Origin of the sequence: Savagea faecisuis, assembly GCF_042675605.1 — a bacterium.
Lineage (GTDB): Bacteria > Bacillota > Bacilli > Bacillales_A > Planococcaceae > Savagea > Savagea faecisuis.
The window spans coordinates 85,371-103,104 of sequence record NZ_JBHTJF010000034.1 but is presented as its reverse complement, the minus strand read 5'-3'; the positions used below and the strand labels follow the sequence as shown (position 1 = coordinate 103,104).

General features: G+C 41.9%; 19 protein-coding genes. 16 read left to right on the top strand and 3 right to left on the bottom strand.

Going from position 1 to position 17,734, the window contains the following annotated elements; all coding sequences use genetic code 11:
• The 3 genes from ACFQ0V_RS09890 to ACFQ0V_RS09880 form a co-directional block, all read right to left on the bottom strand.
• Positions 1–495, bottom strand: a complete 495-nt coding sequence (locus ACFQ0V_RS09890; protein ID WP_381013220.1) for an RNA polymerase sigma factor — start codon at positions 493–495, stop codon at positions 1–3.
• A gap of 222 nt (positions 496–717) precedes the next feature.
• A complete protein-coding gene (locus ACFQ0V_RS09885) occupies positions 718–3,114 on the bottom strand; it encodes a DEAD/DEAH box helicase family protein (protein WP_381012893.1) in 2,397 nt (798 codons plus the stop codon).
• Complete coding sequence (locus ACFQ0V_RS09880; protein WP_381012890.1) at positions 3,107–3,433, bottom strand: phosphoribosyl-ATP pyrophosphohydrolase; 327 nt, start codon at positions 3,431–3,433, stop codon at positions 3,107–3,109. Before ACFQ0V_RS09880 ends, ACFQ0V_RS09885 begins: the two co-directional genes overlap by 8 nt.
• Positions 3,434–3,562: 129 nt before the next feature.
• Here ACFQ0V_RS09880 and ACFQ0V_RS09875 point away from each other — a divergent pair, with 129 nt between their 5' ends.
• The 16 genes from ACFQ0V_RS09875 to atpG all read left to right on the top strand — a co-directional run bounded on the left by ACFQ0V_RS09875 (position 3,563) and on the right by atpG (position 17,710).
• Entirely contained in the window at positions 3,563–3,997 is a 435-nt protein-coding gene (locus ACFQ0V_RS09875) for a low molecular weight protein arginine phosphatase (RefSeq protein WP_381012887.1), read from the top strand.
• Positions 3,998–4,002: 5 nt separating this feature from the next.
• Positions 4,003–5,280 (top strand): methyl-accepting chemotaxis protein, encoded by a 1,278-nt coding sequence (locus tag ACFQ0V_RS09870; RefSeq protein WP_381012884.1) that lies wholly within the window; start codon positions 4,003–4,005, stop codon positions 5,278–5,280.
• A 65-nt stretch (positions 5,281–5,345) separates the two neighbouring features.
• A complete protein-coding gene (rpiB, locus tag ACFQ0V_RS09865) occupies positions 5,346–5,786 on the top strand; it encodes a ribose 5-phosphate isomerase B (protein ID WP_381012881.1) in 441 nt (146 codons plus the stop codon).
• 11 nt (positions 5,787–5,797) lie between these two features.
• On the top strand, positions 5,798–6,346 hold the full coding sequence (locus ACFQ0V_RS09860) for a TIGR01440 family protein (protein ID WP_381012878.1): 549 nt from the start codon (positions 5,798–5,800) through the stop codon (positions 6,344–6,346).
• Between the two features lie 109 nt (positions 6,347–6,455).
• Positions 6,456–7,697 (top strand): serine hydroxymethyltransferase, encoded by a 1,242-nt coding sequence (gene glyA / locus ACFQ0V_RS09855; protein WP_381012875.1) that lies wholly within the window; start codon positions 6,456–6,458, stop codon positions 7,695–7,697.
• 145 nt (positions 7,698–7,842) lie between these two features.
• Positions 7,843–9,213 (top strand): FAD-binding oxidoreductase, encoded by a 1,371-nt coding sequence (locus ACFQ0V_RS09850; protein ID WP_381012872.1) that lies wholly within the window; start codon positions 7,843–7,845, stop codon positions 9,211–9,213.
• Positions 9,214–9,217: 4 nt separating this feature from the next.
• Positions 9,218–10,147, top strand: coding sequence for a bile acid:sodium symporter family protein (locus ACFQ0V_RS09845; protein WP_381012870.1), 930 nt, complete (start codon positions 9,218–9,220; stop codon positions 10,145–10,147).
• 165 nt (positions 10,148–10,312) lie between these two features.
• Positions 10,313–10,942 carry a uracil phosphoribosyltransferase gene (gene upp, locus ACFQ0V_RS09840; protein WP_381012867.1) on the top strand — a complete coding sequence of 210 codons (630 nt, stop codon included), beginning with the start codon at positions 10,313–10,315 and terminating at the stop codon, positions 10,940–10,942.
• Between the two features lie 39 nt (positions 10,943–10,981).
• Positions 10,982–12,079, top strand: coding sequence for a non-hydrolyzing UDP-N-acetylglucosamine 2-epimerase (gene wecB, locus ACFQ0V_RS09835; protein ID WP_381013217.1), 1,098 nt, complete (start codon positions 10,982–10,984; stop codon positions 12,077–12,079).
• Positions 12,080–12,580: 501 nt separating this feature from the next.
• Complete coding sequence (locus tag ACFQ0V_RS09830; RefSeq protein ID WP_381012864.1) at positions 12,581–12,958, top strand: ATP synthase subunit I; 378 nt, start codon at positions 12,581–12,583, stop codon at positions 12,956–12,958.
• Between the two features lie 29 nt (positions 12,959–12,987).
• Positions 12,988–13,713 carry a F0F1 ATP synthase subunit A gene (atpB, locus tag ACFQ0V_RS09825; protein WP_194562560.1) on the top strand — a complete coding sequence of 242 codons (726 nt, stop codon included), beginning with the start codon at positions 12,988–12,990 and terminating at the stop codon, positions 13,711–13,713.
• 68 nt (positions 13,714–13,781) lie between these two features.
• Positions 13,782–14,006 carry a F0F1 ATP synthase subunit C gene (atpE, locus tag ACFQ0V_RS09820; protein ID WP_194562561.1) on the top strand — a complete coding sequence of 75 codons (225 nt, stop codon included), beginning with the start codon at positions 13,782–13,784 and terminating at the stop codon, positions 14,004–14,006.
• Positions 14,007–14,157: 151 nt separating this feature from the next.
• A complete protein-coding gene (gene atpF / locus ACFQ0V_RS09815) occupies positions 14,158–14,709 on the top strand; it encodes a F0F1 ATP synthase subunit B (protein ID WP_381012860.1) in 552 nt (183 codons plus the stop codon).
• Positions 14,706–15,242: a F0F1 ATP synthase subunit delta gene (locus ACFQ0V_RS09810; RefSeq protein WP_381012857.1), complete on the top strand. Its 537-nt coding sequence runs from the start codon at positions 14,706–14,708 to the stop codon at positions 15,240–15,242. Before atpF ends, ACFQ0V_RS09810 begins: the two co-directional genes overlap by 4 nt.
• Before the next feature lie 27 nt (positions 15,243–15,269).
• Entirely contained in the window at positions 15,270–16,787 is a 1,518-nt protein-coding gene (gene atpA / locus ACFQ0V_RS09805) for a F0F1 ATP synthase subunit alpha (RefSeq protein WP_381012855.1), read from the top strand.
• 65 nt (positions 16,788–16,852) lie between these two features.
• Complete coding sequence (atpG, locus tag ACFQ0V_RS09800; RefSeq protein ID WP_381012852.1) at positions 16,853–17,710, top strand: ATP synthase F1 subunit gamma; 858 nt, start codon at positions 16,853–16,855, stop codon at positions 17,708–17,710.
• Positions 17,711–17,734 lie beyond the last annotated feature (24 nt).

Here is a 17,734-nt window from a genome sequence, read left to right as displayed (position 1 = left end):
TTATAAATACTCCTCTCCTATATCGAGTCGAAGCTTTTTTAAAGCGGCATATAGACGAGTTTTTACGGTGTTCACATTCGTATCTGTCACCGCGGCGATTTCTTCTAATTTTAAATCTTCTAGAAAACGCAATACGATGACAGTGCGATGGATAGGAGATAAGCGATCAATCGCTTCTAACAAATCAAAATTGGTCACTTCATTTTCTTCACTTGGAAGTAAAAAGTGCAAAGTATCATCTTCCATCACGGTAACTCGTTGATGCTTCCGTAAAAAATCGAGCGCTGTATTTACTAAAATTCGATAAAACCAAGTTTTTAAATATTGAATTTCATCTAATTTTTGAATGGAGCGCAATGCTTTTAAAGTCGCTTCTTGTACGATATCGAGTGCATTTTGTTCATTTTTAACATAGCTGTACGCGATGCGGTAATGCACATGTCGATAATCCATGACGAATTGTTCCACAAATGCGAACTTCTCTTCTTTCGTCATCACAAAAGGTTCACCTTCTTCTAAAAAATAGTACACGACTGTACTATCGTATATTTGACGTCTATTGAAAAAGTAAAGTTTGTTTGAAATATAATTGAAATCAATTTGCAATAAACTTGTAACAATACTCTATTGTAATGGAACGAAATTGGAAAGTAAAAGGTTTTTCGTTATAGAAAAAAGATTTAGTAGAAGGATTCATTCCACTAAATCTTTAGGCGTTTAAAAGTTTATTTTACTCTTTCTTTCAAAGTATGTGTGCAGTCGATATTCGCATATTTGATGCGTCCAATTAAATAAGATTCGCTGTTCTTCTTCTGTCGGTTGAAAGGAGAATGAAAAGTGTTCGCCGTCCCATTTCGCTTCCGTATAGGAGTTTGTCCAAGCGCGAATCGGCATTTGTTTTAATAATTGGACGATTTTTTGCTCATTGTACTGTTGAAGTGCTTCTCCTTGCTTGTCGGATAGATCCGTTTGCCAACGGTAATTTTTCGCCATTAAATAACGATGAAAAAACGGCGCGATTTCTTGCAATGTAATCGGCTCGTACCAATTTCTTTCTCCTCTTTGTAACATGGCGAGCACGACGATGAGTTTGTAACTTTTCGTCATCTTCGTCGTCGTCAACGTCTGAAACCATTGCTCAAATTTCGTTAACGTTTGTCGCTCTATTTCATTTAACAATTGCGCATACCCTAAAAATTGCGGATACGTTTTAAACTGTTCTCGAACAATTTTAGAGTCGACATTTGCTTTTAAATGAAATTGTAAGTACGTCGGTGTTTTTCCGAGTTCGAGTCGAAGTTGTCGTAACGCATCGAGCGCACGTTGTTTTCTTGGAGAGCGCTTCGTTCGCAACATTTGAAGTAAGTCGATCACTCCGGTATCAAATTCGATATGACAGTCCGGTGGTAAATGGAAATCGCTCGCGACGAACGAATTCGGAATCGTTTGGTCTTGAGAAAATACGGCGAGCTTTAAATCTGCTTTTCGATAGTTTCCGATTAAGTCGATGATGACACAGTGGCTTTTACCTTCAGCGAGACGTAATCCACGTCCGATTTGTTGGGTGAATACGGCGAGCGATTCCGTCGGTCTTAAAAAGAGTAAAGTGTCGACGAGTGGAATGTCGACGCCTTCATTGAACAAATTCACTGTGAAAATAGCATCGAGCTCTCCGAGATGAAGTCGTTCGATCATCGTTCTTCGTTCAGCAATCGTTGAATCTCCGTGCAGTGCGACCGTACGATAACTAGCATCGTTAAAATATTCACTCATCGCGAGCGCTTGAGCGACAGATGAACAGAAGGCGAGCGTGCGCTCTTGTTTATATTTTTGCCACTCTCGCAAAGCAGTTTCAGCGTATTCTTCTCTCAGTTGAGCGGATAGTAATTGTGTTTCGTCATAGCGACTTGCTCGCCATTCAATCGTCGTGTAGTCAATCGGGTCACGCACTCCGATATAGTGAAAAGGAGAAAGCCAACCTTGTCGAATCGCATCGATAAAGTGAATTGAAATCGCAACATTCCCGTCACATAAGGCGTATACATCTTGATTGTCTAATCGATCGGGAGTGGCAGTAATGCCGAGCAAAAACTGTGGTTTGAAATAATTCAGAACACGCTCATAACTAGTCGCAGTCGCATGGTGAAATTCGTCGATGATAATCAAATCGAAAGCGTCTCGATCGAATTGTTGTAAATGGTAGTGAGCGGATAAAGTAAAGATAGAAGCAAACACGAATCGCCCATCTTTCTCTTTGTGAGTGCCATCAAAAATACTCATCTCATCAGTTGGAAATACATTAGAAAAAGATTGCTTCGCTTGATGAAGCAATTGTTCACGGTGTGCGATAAATAAAACACGCTTAAACGAACGAGCAAAAAAAGCGGCTAAATATGTTTTTCCTAAACCGGTCGCCATAATGACGAGTGCTTTATCGTATTGTTCTTCGCGCATCGTTTGGAGAGCTTCAAGCGCTAGTTGTTGCGCAGGTCTAGGTGAAAGTTTGTAGTCTGTTATTATTTCCTCGGAAATGATAGGCGAAAAATCGACGGTGAAGTCATCAGCTTCTACTTGAGTACTTAAATTATATGTCGCATTCGCTCGTTCATAATTGCTTCGATAATTTTCTAAAGTGAGCGTATGTAATGAAAGGGTCTGTTCATGAAAAAACAGTTGTAAAAATTGATCGACCGCTCGCTCGAAAAATGGTGCGTCGATGCGCAACTCTGTATGAACATTCCATTCAATCCCTGTCGTTAAAGCACTTTTCGACAAATTAGACGAGCCGATGAATGTTTGGCAAGTCGTTTCATACCTGAATAAGTAAGCTTTCGGATGAAAAGATCGACCTTTACTTTCGAATAGACGAATTTCGGCTTCGGGTAGTTCATCGATTAATAGTTGAAGTGCGTCAGGATTCGTAATATATAAATAATCTCCGACTAGTATTTTAATTTCAGTTCCACGTCGGCTCGCTTCTTTTAAATGAGAGATGATGAGTTGCACACCGCTTTTTTGAATGAAAGCGACGACGAAATAAATCGTATTCGCTTCTGTCATCGCTTCGATTAAATGCGATTGTAGCTGCTTTGTAATGAGCGAAAGTTTAGTCATCTTCTACCTCAATCAAAAATAACTTTTCGTGAAAAGCACCGCGAGCCTCTTCTTTCTGAATGCGGATATGTTCGAGTTGAGCAGGGGTTGAATCGAGTGCGCGAGACGCTGCGTAGACGAGCTCTAATAAGTCCGCAAGTTCTTCTAATGCATCTGTTTGCGTTTCGGCTTCTTCAAATTCCTTTAACTCTTCGTGCAGTTTTCTCTTTAGTTCGATGAGATATTGTTCTTCGTTCAATGTTTTAACGGTGAAAGACTTCCCAGTCGCTTCGATAATTTCAGGGATGCGATTACGTACTAATTTGTTGTAAATAGGCATCGAGAACACTCCTTTTTAATTCATACGATAGCATTTAATGTAAAAACATTCAAAAAACTTTAACACACTGTTCTTTTTCTTTTTTCAAAGAGTGACGTATACTTACTAGTAAGTAAAGGAGTGAGCGGTTTGAATATTTTATTTGTTTGTACAGGAAATACTTGTCGTAGTCCGATGGCAGAAGCGATACTACGTGCAAGGCAATTACCAGAGGTGAATGTACAGTCTGCTGGAATTTTCACACAAGATGGCATTCCGATGTCAGAGCATGCGCATGCTCTAGTACGAGAGCACAATTATCCATATACGTTAACATCTCAAATGGTGAGTCCAGAATTGATCGAATGGGCAAATTATGTGTTGACGATGACGCAAAGTCACCGCGATCATCTGCATATACTCTATCCTGAAGCGAAAGATAAGATAGAGACTTTAGCTTCCTTTGTAGAGCATGACGGACAAGATATTCAAGATCCTTACGGAGGAACTTATGACATGTATGAAGCGACATTCCAACAGTTAACAGCTTACATTGAACGATTACATCAAAAAATAGGGGGATAATGAAGATGAAAGGCCTACGTATGAAGCTCGTCGTATTTGTGACAGTGTTAGCGATTGTCACTTACACATCGAGTGCAGTTTGGATTAGTTGGTTAAAGCCGTTATATTTTCCTGGTGTTCCATTCGGCATTTTCCAGGCGGTTACTTTTTTGTTCGGAATCATCTGGTCTGCGATTTTAGCGGCATTATTTAGTCGAGTTTTAACGAAGCCATTAATGGATTTGTCCGAGGCTGCAGAGCGTGTAGCGAATCATGAAATTGGTACAGAGATTCCTGTTCCGAGAGGAGAAGATGAAATCGTTCAAGTGGCGCGTTCTTTCGAGCGTGTCGTCATCAATTTACGTTCGATGATTGAGCGCATTACGAAAGTATCTGAGGCGACGATTGATACGTCACGCTATTTGACAGCAGGAACGAATGAATCATTGCGACAAGCGAATGAAGTAGAGCGCATGGTGGAAGAAATATCAAAAGGGGCCGAGGCGACAGCTCATGCGATTCAAGAAGCGAGTGAGCAGCTAGAGCAAGTTCGTACGAGTGCTAATTTAGTGAATGAAGAAGCGCAAGGTACAGCTTCAGAAGTTCGAGCAGTGTTGCAATCTTTAACTGAAACAGGAGAAGTTGTAGAACGTTTAGTGAAGAGTATTTCATACATCGGGGAAAGTAGTGAGACGTCACAACAAGTGACTCGTCGCCTTGATGAACAAATGCACCGCATCGTTGATATTGTTGATCTCGTCGGTACAATCGCCGAGCAAACGAATTTACTCGCTCTAAACGCATCCATTGAAGCAGCGCGTGCTGGTGAACATGGCGCAGGATTTGCGGTCGTCGCGGAAGAAGTGCGTAAACTCGCTAATGAAAGTCAACGTTCTGTTACGAGCATCGTTCAACTCGTGGATGAAGTTCAAGGAACAGTGGATGAAATTGTTCAAAGGATGAGCGAACAAAGCGAACTTGCGACAGCTGAAACGAAACGAGCGACAGAAGCGGAACTAGCGATGCAGCAGATGTCTCAAAATGTCCGAGGCATGGCCGATCGAGTGATGGCGATTACGTCTATCGTCGATGAACAAACAGAACATATTGAATCAAGTACTGAAGAGATTCAAACAGTCGTTGCGATTGCGGAACAAACAGCAGCGAATACAGAACACGTAACAGAGTCAACACGTTATCAGCAGGAGAATGCTCAGGCGATTCGCGATGTAGCAGAGCGTTTAGAATCTGAAGCGCAGCAACTAGACGCGCTCATTCATCAATTTAAAACGGATGAGAGATAACTGTTAAGCCTGTTGTATATATGGTAAAATTAATTCAATACTATTATAGAAAGAAGGCAGTTTACATGAAAGTAGCAATCGCATCAGATCACGGTGGTAACGCATTACGCAAGGAACTTATCGAATTATTAAAAGAGATGGAATTAGATTATGTCGATTTAGGACCAGAAACGGATGATTCAGTTGATTACCCAGATTACGCGAAACCGGTAGCGGAAGGCGTTGCGAATGGTACGTATGATCGCGGTATTTTAGTTTGTGGAACAGGCATTGGAATGTCAATCGCAGCGAACAAAGTAGAAGGAATCCGTTGTGCACTCGTACATGACGTATATACAGCACACGCGACACGTGAACATAATGATTCGAATATTATCGCAATGGGTGGCCGTGTTATCGGTGGCGCATTAGCACGTGATATTGTGAAAACATGGTTAACGACAGAGTTCGAAGGAGGACGTCACGAACGTCGAATCGAAAAAATTACAGCAATTGAACAGCAGTAAGGAGGGATTTTGTGGACGCATTGCAATTATATTCTTCGCAACTGGAACAATTGTTAGCGGAATTTGCTGAGCAAGCACCGTTACAAAAAAACACATTTTTCGTCGTCGGCTGCTCAACATCAGAGGTGATCGGAGAACGAATTGGAACAGCGGGAGTATTAGAAGTAGGCGAATCTCTATTCCGTCCACTTCAACAATTCGCCAAGAAGCATGAAGTGTTTCTCGCTTTTCAAGGATGCGAACATATTAACCGAGCTTTGACGGTCGAACGTCGCGCGGCGGAACATTTCGGACTTGAAGCACTTTCTGTTTACCCGACGAGAGAAGCGGGTGGTTCGATGTCTGCTTACGCTTACGAACATTTAGAAGAAGCAGTCGTCGTCGAACAACTTGTCGCGCACGCAGGAATTGATATCGGACAAACATTGATCGGCATGCATTTAAAAGCAGTTGCGGTACCGATTCGCACATCGATTCGCCAAGTAGGAGAAGCGATTACGACAGCCGCAACGACACGCCCTAAATTAATCGGAGGCGTTCGAGCGAAGTATCGTTCGTGAATTCACAAAAAAGAGATACATTTTTCATTTAATTATGGTACAATCAACTCAGAAACCGAAAGTTCATCATTTTTAAAAAAAGAATGTAAACAAAAAGGAGAATGACGGAATGGATTTAAGTAATGTAAAGCGCACGGACGCAGCGATTTATGAAGCGATTATGGCGGAGAAAAATCGTCAACAATCAAACATCGAGTTAATCGCATCAGAAAACTTCGTATCAGAAGCGGTAATGGAAGCACAAGGTTCATATTTAACGAATAAATATGCTGAAGGTTATCCTGGAAAACGTTACTACGGTGGTTGTGAACACGTAGACGTAGCGGAAGATATCGCGCGCGACCGTTTGAAAGAAATCTTTGGAGCGGAACATGCGAACGTTCAACCACACTCTGGTGCACAAGCGAATATGGCTGTATACTTTGCAGTTCTCGAGCCAGGCGATACAGTGCTCGGTATGAACTTATCACACGGTGGTCACTTAACACACGGTAGCCCAGTAAACTTCTCAGGAGAATTGTACAATTTCGTAGAATACGGTGTTGATAAAGAAACTGAAATGATCGATTATGAAGACGTTCGTGCGAAAGCATTAGAGCACAAGCCAAAATTAATCGTAGCGGGTGCTTCAGCATACCCACGTGAAATTGACTTCGTAAAATTCCGTGAGATTGCGGACGAAGTAGGAGCACTCTTCATGGTAGACATGGCGCATATCGCAGGTTTAGTCGCTGCTGGAGAGCATATGAATCCAGTTCCGTACGCAGATTTCGTCACTTCAACGACACATAAAACATTACGTGGTCCACGTGGTGGTCTCATTTTATGCCGTGAAGAAAACGCGCGTAAAATTGACAAGTCTATTTTCCCTGGAATTCAAGGTGGCCCATTAATGCACGTCATCGCAGCGAAAGCAGTTGCGTTCGGTGAAGCATTACAACCAGAATTCAAAACATACATTCAACAAATTCGTAAAAACGCAAAAGTTTTAGGCGAAACATTAGTAGCAGAAGGAATCGATCTCGTATCAGGTGGTACGGATAACCATTTACTTCTCCTCAACTTACGTTCACTCGGCGTAACAGGTAAAGACGGGGAAGCTGCACTTGATGAAGTAGGCATTACAACGAATAAAAACACAATCCCATACGATACAGAAAGCCCATTCGTCACATCAGGTGTGCGTATCGGTACTCCAGCAGTAACGAGCCGTGGCATGAAAGAAGACGATATGAAAGAAATCGGCGAAATTATCGCGATGGTTCTTAAAAATGTAAATGATGAAAAGGTAAAAGACGAAGCACGTGCGCGTGTGAAAGCTTTAACAGACCGTTTCCCACTTTACGCTTAATCAAAAAGAAGCTCCGTTTATTCAATCACGAATGAATGGGGCTTTTTGTATGTCCATTCTCACATTGCACGAAAAGTAAATACTATGTACAATATACTGTATTATTATAGTTTTCTGAAATATCTAAAAAGGGAGGACATTTTCTATGTCGATATTAGTAAAAGATTTAACAGCGCTCTTATCGAGCGAACAAGTAAGTACGAACGAAACGGTCTTGCACCAACACGGGCAGGACGAATCTTATCATGAGGTAGCAGAGCCAGAAGTGGTCGTCTTCCCGAAAAATACAGAAGAAGTAAGTGCGATTCTTCGTTATGCGAATGAACATCGTATTCCAGTGACTCCGTACGGAAGAGGTTCAAGTTTAGAAGCGCATGTCATTCCGTATAGTGGTGGAATGACAATTGATTTCTCATTGATGAATCGCATTTTAGAAATCCGTCCAGAAGATTTACTCGTCGTCGTTGAACCAGGCGTTTCACGTTTAGAATTGAATGAAGCGTTGGCGAAACATGGATTGTTTTTCTCGGTTGATCCAGGAGCGGATGCGACATTAGGTGGAATGGTAGCGACGAACGCAAGTGGCACGACGACTGTGCGTTACGGCGTTATGCGCGATCAAGTACGTGATTTAGAAGTCGTCTTAGCAGATGGAACTATTATGAATACAGGAAGTCTCGCAGCGAAATCAGCATCAGGCTATCACTTAAATGGATTGTTTGCGGGGTCGGAAGGAACGCTCGGTTGTTTCACAAAATTGACGCTACGTGTGTACGGTATTCCTGAACATGTGATGGCGGCTCGTGCGACATTTAATACGATTGAAGAGGCTGTTCAAGCAGTGACGACAGTCCTTCAAGTAGGAATTCCAATCGCGCGTGTAGAGCTTGTAGATGAGGAATCAATCCGTCAAGTGAACCGTCATGATGATATGGATTTTGAAGAAAAACCGACATTGTTTTTAGAATTCCATGGCAATGAAGCGGGATTGAAACAAGACGTTGAATTTACGACAGAATTGATGAACGATGCAGGCTGTCAAAGTATTCAATTTGAAACGGAAACGGCAGCACGTAACCACTTATGGGAAGCGCGCCATAATCTTGCGTACTCGTACATTCACTCAAACCCAGGGAAGAAAATGATGGTGACAGACGTCTGCGTACCAATTTCTGAATTGTCAGGCGCTATTCATCACGCGCGTGAACAATTAGAAGCGGTCGGTCTCGTCGGAGGAATTCTCGGACACGTAGGAGATGGAAACTTCCATGCGCTCGTCATGGTTGATATGGACGATGAGAAAGAAGTTGAATTGTCCAACCGATTTAATGAGAGTATCGTTCATTATGCTTTATCGAAAAATGGTACATGTACAGGAGAACATGGTGTCGGAATCGGAAAGCAAAAATATCAAGAGGCGGAGCACGGTGAAGCATACAATGCGATGAAATTGATTAAACAAGCACTCGATCCGAACAACATTTTAAATCCTGGGAAAATTGTAAAGGTGGACTGAGGGAATGAAAACATTGGGGAGAATAAGTCAGTTTGCGGGGAAATATTTTGCGGTACTTGTCATTGTGATGGCATTGGTCGCTTATTTAGTTCCTTCTTTATTTTTACCATTAGGGGCGTACATTTCGATTTTGTTAGGAATCGTCATGTTTGGTATGGGGCTCACATTGAGCGCGATGGACTTCAAGCTCGTTTTAACACGTCCGCTCGCTGTTTTATTAGGGGTTGCAGCACAATTTTTAGTGATGCCACTCGCCGCATTAGGAATCGCTTATTTATTGCGGTTACCGCCTGAACTTGCGGCAGGTCTCGTCTTATTAGGGTCGGTTCCCGGAGGTACTGCATCGAACGTTATGGTTTACTTAGCGAAAGGAAACGTGCCACTGTCGATTACGATGACATCTGTTTCGACATTGTTAGCGCCGATCATGACACCGCTTTTGTTATTATGGTTAGCAGGACAATGGATGCCGGTCGATGCGAAGTCGATGTTTTTAATGATTATTCAAGTCATCATCGTACCGATTATTTTAGGAATTACGGTGCGAAAGTTAGCGCCGAAAGCTGTCCATAAAAGCTTGCCCGTCGTCCCGCTCATTTCAGTAATCGCGATTATCGTCATCGTCGGGGCGGTCGTATCTGGAAATAAGGAGACGATTGCGACAGCAGGTCTTCTCATTTTCTTTGCGGTATTTTTACACAATGGAGTCGGCTTAATTTTAGGCTATTATGTCGGAAAGATGTTCGGTTTATCGTTAAGCGATCAGCGTGCATTATCGATCGAGGTCGGCATGCAAAACTCAGGACTAGGCGTTGCGCTCGCTACAGCTCACCTCGGGCCACTCGCTGCATTACCGAGCACATTTGGAGCGGTATGGCACAACATTTCAGGACCGATAATCGCTTCGATTTGGTCCAAACGAAAAGTGGATTAAATCATTTATAAATGCTCGTTACTTTTTTTGGAGAAATGACAGAAAAGTGCGAGCATTTTTTCTGTTCAGACCATAACTTGCCACGTAATATTCATATGAGTTCAAGTGTCGTTCTGTTATAATGACTAAGATAAACATTTTTAAAAATTAAAGGAGCGATGAATGATGAGTAATGTGCACGTATTTGACCACCCGCTCATTCAACACAAATTAACGTATATTCGAGACGTCAACACAGGGACGAAAGAGTTCCGAGAATTAGTCGATGAAGTAGCTACATTAATGGCGTATGAAATTACAAGAGATTTACAATTACAAGAAATTGAAATTGAAACACCAATCGGACCAGCGAAGTCTAATGTAATCGCAGGAAAGAAATTAGGAATCATCCCAATTTTACGTGCGGGTCTTGGAATGGTGGAAGGTATTTTAGAATTAATTCCAGCAGCTCGTGTCGGACATGTTGGCTTATACCGTGATCCAGAAACATTGAAGCCAGTAGAATATTATGTGAAGCTTCCAAATGATGTAGCAGAGCGTCGTTTAATCGTTGTGGACCCAATGTTAGCGACAGGTGGTTCGGCGGTAGAAGCGATTAACTCAATCAAGAAGCGCGGTGCAAAAAATATTACATTTATGTGCCTCGTCGCAGCTCCTGAAGGGGTAGAAGTATTAACAGAAGCACATCCTGACGTAGATGTATACATCGCAGCGATGGATGAAAAGTTAAATGAAGATGGCTATATCGTGCCAGGTTTAGGAGATGCAGGAGACCGTTTATTCGGTACTAAATAATGTATAAGGGTGAAATTATTGGTTAAAAAATGGAAAGTGATGACGATTTTTGGAACGCGTCCTGAAGCAATTAAGATGGCACCACTCGTGCTCGAATTAGAAAAGAATTCAGACCGAATTGAATCGATTGTTACCGTAACAGCGCAACACCGTGAAATGTTAGATCAAGTGTTGCAAACATTTAAAATTGAACCAGACTTTGACTTAAATATTATGAAAAGCCGTCAAACTTTAATCGACGTAGCAACGCGCGGACTAGAAGGATTGGACGGCATTATGAAAGAAGCGCAACCGGATATCGTCCTCGTTCATGGAGATACAGCGACGACATTTATCGGCAGTCTCGCTGCTTTCTACAATCAAATTGCGATCGGTCACGTGGAAGCGGGTCTTCGTACGTGGGATAAATATTCACCGTATCCAGAAGAGATGAACCGTCAAATGACAGGAGTTCTCGCAGACCTCCACTTCTCACCAACTGAGAAATCAGCGCAAAACTTGATTAACGAAGGCAAAGATGCAAGCCGTATTTTCGTTACAGGAAATACAGCGATCGACGCGTTGCAAACGACAGTACGTGAAGAGTATACGCACCCGATTTTAGAAAAAATCGGTGACGATAAAATGATTTTATTGACGGCTCACCGTCGTGAAAACCTCGGAGATCCAATGCGTAATATGTTCCGTGCTATCAACCGTTTACTTGAAAAGTACGATGACATTCAAATCGTTTATCCTCTTCATATGAACCCAGCTGTGCGTGAAGTGGCAGACGAGTTGCTCGGTAACAACGAGCGTGTTCACTTAATCGAACCTTTAGAAGTGCTCGACTTCCACAACTTTGCAGCACGTGCCCATATCATTTTAACGGATTCAGGCGGTATTCAAGAAGAAGCGCCGAGTTTAGCGAAGCCTGTTATCGTGTTACGCGATACGACAGAGCGTCCGGAAGGAATTGAAGCGGGTACGTTAAAGCTTGCAGGAACACATGAAGATACGATTTATCAATTGACAGACGAATTATTGAGTGACCAACAAGCATATGATGCGATGGCACATGCATCGAATCCATATGGAGACGGCCATGCTTCGGAACGAATCGTAAAAGCATTAATTCAATATTTAGACAAACAATAACGAACGAAATATCGAAAAAGACATATAATTTACGTCTTTTTCGATATTTTTAATTACATCCTGTATGAATATAAAGAACTGTTCAACGAACGAAGGAGCTAAGAATGCGGGGAGTGGAGTTCTTTTATATCATAACTATCCCATTTAGTGGATAAAGAAGAGAGGGAACTTCATTCAAACTTCTTAAATTTGTCATATGTTTGACAGATTCATTTGCTTGTGAATAAATTCACGGGAATCAATTGACATCATTTTTTTCGTATTGTACACTTACAAAGGATATGGAAAAATGGCGTTACATACATATAAAGGTATCGTTACTTGTACATGAAACAACTGTGAAGCGCATCGGAAAGTTCGCAAAACAGCTGTTTTATTATGTTGAGGAAGAACAACGGTTCCGGGTGTTGTACAAACGTTGCGCCAACTTTGTAAGGTGGTCAAGTCTCTATACTTACCATAGCAATGCGTTTCCTATTCTTAAGTGGGGGGATTGTTGAAATGCAACAAGAGCTAGGTCAAATTGTCAAAAAACAATTTATGATCGGACTCACAGTCATTGGACTATTTGCAGTCGGATATACGCTCACCTCTTGGGAGACGATTTTTGCAGGGTTGATTTTAGGGATGTTGTTCGGACTTTATAATATGTGGACATTAGTGCGCAGATATAAGAAGTTCGATCAAGCGATGGCAGAAGGAAGGCGGGGTGCTCCACTCGGAACACTTTTACGGTTTATTTCTGCGATTGCGGCAGTATCACTCGCAATGGCATTTCCAAATCAATTCGACCTCATAAGTACGGTCATAGGCTTTGCACTACCGTATGTGCTTCTCATTATAGAGCGCATCGTATACCACGCAAAACATGAAGAATAATCGTTTTGTAAAGGGAGGTGAACTAAAAGATGGAACATGGAGAACCAAATTTCACGGCGTTTCAAGGTACGATGTTCGAAATGACATTTAACTTATCCAATATTTTAATGTTATTTATCACTTGTTTAATCGTATTCGTCATCGCTGTGGCCTCTACTCGTAAATTAGCTTTGAAACCTACAGGTATGCAAAACTTCTTCGAGTGGATTATGGACTTCGTAAAAGGAATCATCAAAAGCAACATGGACTGGAAGACGGGTGGTAAATTCCACGTACTCGGAATTACACTCATTATGTTCTTATTCGTAGCGAACGTGCTCGGACTTCCAATGGCTGTGTATGTTGATGGAGATCTTTGGTGGAAATCACCGACAGCAGATCCTGTCATCACGTTAACATTAGCTACTATGATTATCGTCCTTACTCAATACTACGGTATTAAAACAAAAGGATTCCTTGGATACGGAAAAGGTTTCTTTAAACCAATTTCACTGTTGTTCCCATTTAAGATTATCGAAGAGTTTGCCTCAACTTTGACGCTCGGTCTTCGTCTTTACGGTAACATTTACGCAGGGGAAGTATTAATCGGCTTACTCGCAGGACTTGCGGTTTCAGGCCCGCTCGGATTTATCGGAGCGATTTTGCCAGGGATGGCGTGGCAAGGATTCTCGATCTTTATCGGGGGTATCCAGTCATTTATTTTCGTTATGTTGTCGATGGTGTACATGTCACACAAAGTGGCGGACGACCATTAAACATATAATGCCCGTTCAGTTGGGCAAATAAACAAAAAAACTTAAATTCTCTAGGAGGAAAAAATACTATGGTAGGTTCAGTTGGTCTTTTAGCAGCAGCAATCGCTATCGGTTTAGGTGCACTTGGTGCAGGTTTAGGTGCAGGTTTAGTAGTATCACGTACAGTTGAAGGGATCGCACGTCAACCAGAAGCACGCGGTATCTTACAAACAACAATGTTCATCGGTGTTGCATTAGTTGAGGTTGTTCCAATCTTCGCAACAGTTGTAGCGTTCATGGTAATGAACAAATAATAATTGTAAACAAATGGCGAAGAACGCAACACAAGTCGATGTCCTTCGCCATTCCTTTATGCCGTTATAACGGCATACCCATTTTTAAATGTAATGAAACAAATGTAAATATAACAATTAAACAATGGCTCTTGAAGGGAGTGAAACAATCGTGATTTTGGATAGCTTCATCCTATTAACGACTAACACAGACGCTAAATTTTTAGCAGCTTTAAACAATAAAATTAACGCTGGTGATATCATCGCTACTGTGACGTTCTTCATCCTCTTACTCTTGTTACTCAAGAAGTTTGCATGGGGACCGCTCATGGGAGTTATGGATCAACGTGCTGAGTTAATTGCGAATGAAATCGAAACAGCTGAGAAAAACCGTCTCGAATCAGAGAAGTTACTCGCTGAACAAAAAGCAGCTTTACAAGAAGCAGGCGCAAACGCACAATCGATTGTTGAAAATGCTCGTAAACAAAGCGAAGCACAAGCGACAGAAATTATCGAAAGTGCACGTGAAGAAGTGAACCGCATGAAATCTTCTGCTGAACTTGAAATTTCAACAGCAAAAGAAAAAGCGATCGCTGCAGTGCGTGAAGAATTCGTTTCACTTTCAGTTCTTGCTGCGAGCAAAGTTCTTGAGAAAGAAATTTCTGAAGAAGATAACCGCGCATTAATTGAAGAAACGATTGTGAAGGCAGGCGAAGCTAAATGACAAAATCTGTCGTAGCTGAGCGTTATGCTAATGCAATGTTCGAACTTGCACAGCAAAAAAACGAAGCTGAACTCGTTCAACAACAGTTGAATGAAGTTAAAAAAGCTTTTTATGCAGACAAAGGTTTGCGTAACTTACTCGAAAGCCCAGCGCTTTCAAATGATAAGAAAAAAGAAATCGTCGGCAATATCCTTCAAGGAGCAAATGCAACAGTGATCGATTCAATCGGTGTTTTACTCGATAACAATCGCATGAATGAATTTGCTAATGTCGTCGACGCTTTCAACGCTTTGGCATATGATGCACAAGGTGTTGCAGAAGCGACAGTCTACTCGACACGCGAATTGACAGAAGAAGAGCGCACAAGCATTTCTAAAGCATTCGCACCGAAAGTAGGCAAACAATCATTAATTATCGAAAACGTAATTGAACCAAAATTAATTGGAGGCATCCGTCTCCAAATCGGCAACCACATTTACGACTCAAGCGTGAAAGCGAAGCTTAAACGTTTAGAGCGCGAAATGCTCGGTTAATAATTTGAAAGCACAGGGGTGACATACATGAGCATCAAAGCTGAAGAGATCAGCGCACTGATAAAACAACAGATTGAGAATTATCAGTCAGAGATGGAAGTTAGCGAAGTTGGTACGGTTATCCAAATTGGTGACGGTATCGCTCGTGCTCATGGCCTCGACAACGTCATGGCAGGAGAATTATTAGAGTTCTCTAACGGTGTTATGGGTATGGCTCAAAACTTGGAAGCGAACAACGTAGGTATCGTTATCCTCGGCCCATACACAGACATTGAAGAAGGCGATGAAGTACGTCGAACAGGCCGTATTATGGAAGTACCAGTTGGAGAAGAATTAATTGGACGCGTTGTAAACTCATTAGGACAACCAGTTGATGGTTTAGGCCCAATCAATACAACGAAAACACGCCCAATTGAAAGCCCAGCACAAGGTGTTATGGCTCGTAAATCAGTTTATGAACCATTACAAACAGGAATTAAAGCGATTGACGCACTCGTTCCAATCGGACGTGGACAGCGTGAATTAATTATCGGTGACCGCCAAACAGGTAAAACATCTGTAGCGATCGATACAATTTTGAACCAAAAAGACGAAGATATGATTTGTATTTACGTTGCAATTGGTCAAAAAGAATCAACAGTTCGTGGTGTTGTTGAAACATTACGTAAGCACGGTGCACTCGATTACACAATCGTAGTTACAGCATCTGCATCACAACCAGCTCCATTATTATTCTTAGCGCCATACGCGGGAGTAACAATGGGTGAAGAGTTTATGTTCCAAGGGAAACACGTATTAGTTGTCTATGATGACTTATCAAAACAAGCAGCAGCTTACCGTGAGCTTTCACTCTTATTGAAACGCCCACCAGGCCGTGAAGCTTACCCAGGGGACGTCTTCTACTTACACTCACGTTTATTAGAGCGTGCAGCGAAGTTGAACGAAGAACTCGGAGAAGGTTCAATCACTGCATTACCATTCGTTGAAACACAAGCTGGAGACATTTCAGCATATATCCCAACGAACGTTATCTCGATTACAGATGGACAGATTTTCTTACAATCTGACTTATTCTTCTCGGGTGTACGTCCAGCGATCAACGCGGGATTATCAGTTTCACGTGTAGGTGGTTCTGCACAAATTAAAGCGATGAAAAAAGTAGCAGGTACATTACGTCTTGACCTTGCAGCGTACCGTGAATTAGAAGCGTTCGCTCAATTCGGTTCTGACTTAGACCCTGTAACGAAAGCGAAACTTGAACGTGGTGAGCGTACTGTTGAAGTTCTTAAACAAGACCTTAACAAACCACTCCGCGTAGAATATCAAGTCGTAATCTTATATGCATTAACGAAAGGTCACTTAGATGATATTCCAGTAGAAGATGTACTTCGTTTCGAAGCAGAAATCACAAACTGGTTAGAATCTAACCACACAGAAGTGTACGAGCACATCCGCTCAACGAAAGACCTTCCAGCAGAAGACATTATGGAAGCTGCAATGAAAGCTTTCAAAAAGACTTTCGTACCAACGAAACAAGAAGATTAATGACATGTCGTTCCGTCCATATTGGGCGGAACGAATGACGATATAATAAAGGTGGTGAATAGCCAGTGGCATCATTACGAGATATCGAAACGCGAATTGGATCTACGAAGAAAACGAGTCAGATTACGAAAGCGATGCAGATGGTTTCAGCTTCGAAATTAACGCGTGCGGAAATGAATGCGAAATCATTCGTTCCATACATGGAAAAAATTGAAGAAGTTGTCGAAGCAATCGCTTCAGCAACGAAAGATTCAGGACACCCGATGTTAACATCACGTCCTGTAAAGAAAACAGCATACATCGTCGTAACTTCAGACCGTGGACTCGTTGGTGGTTATAACAGTAACATTTTGCGTGCTGTAACGAAAAAGATTGCTGAACGTCACACATCTAAAGATGAAGTGGTAATCATTGCGATCGGACGTAAAGGATATGAATTCTTTAACCGTCTTGAGTACAATGTAGTCGATTCAGTAATCGGTATAAGTGACCATCCTCAGTTCTCAGAAGTGAAGGATCTCGCAAAAAGAGCTGTTGGCATGTTCACGGACGGCAAAGTAGATGAAGTGTACTTGTACTACAACCACTTTATTTCTGCCATCTCAAACGAAGCAACTGAACGTCAATTGCTTCCGCTTACAGATCTTTCAACTGCTTCAGCCGTTTCTACTTATGAATTTGAGCCATCTGCAGATGTAATTTTGGAAACATTATTACCACAATATGCAGAGACACTCATTTACGGTGCAGTGTTAGACGGAAAAGCGAGCGAACATGCTTCAAGTATGACAGCGATGCAAACAGCAACAGATAACGCAACAGAATTAATTGATGACTTAACATTACTCTTTAACCGTGCACGTCAAGCAGCAATCACTCAAGAAATTACAGAGATTGTCGGCGGAGTAGCTGCACTAGAATAACGTTGAAATAGTAAGACAGGAGGG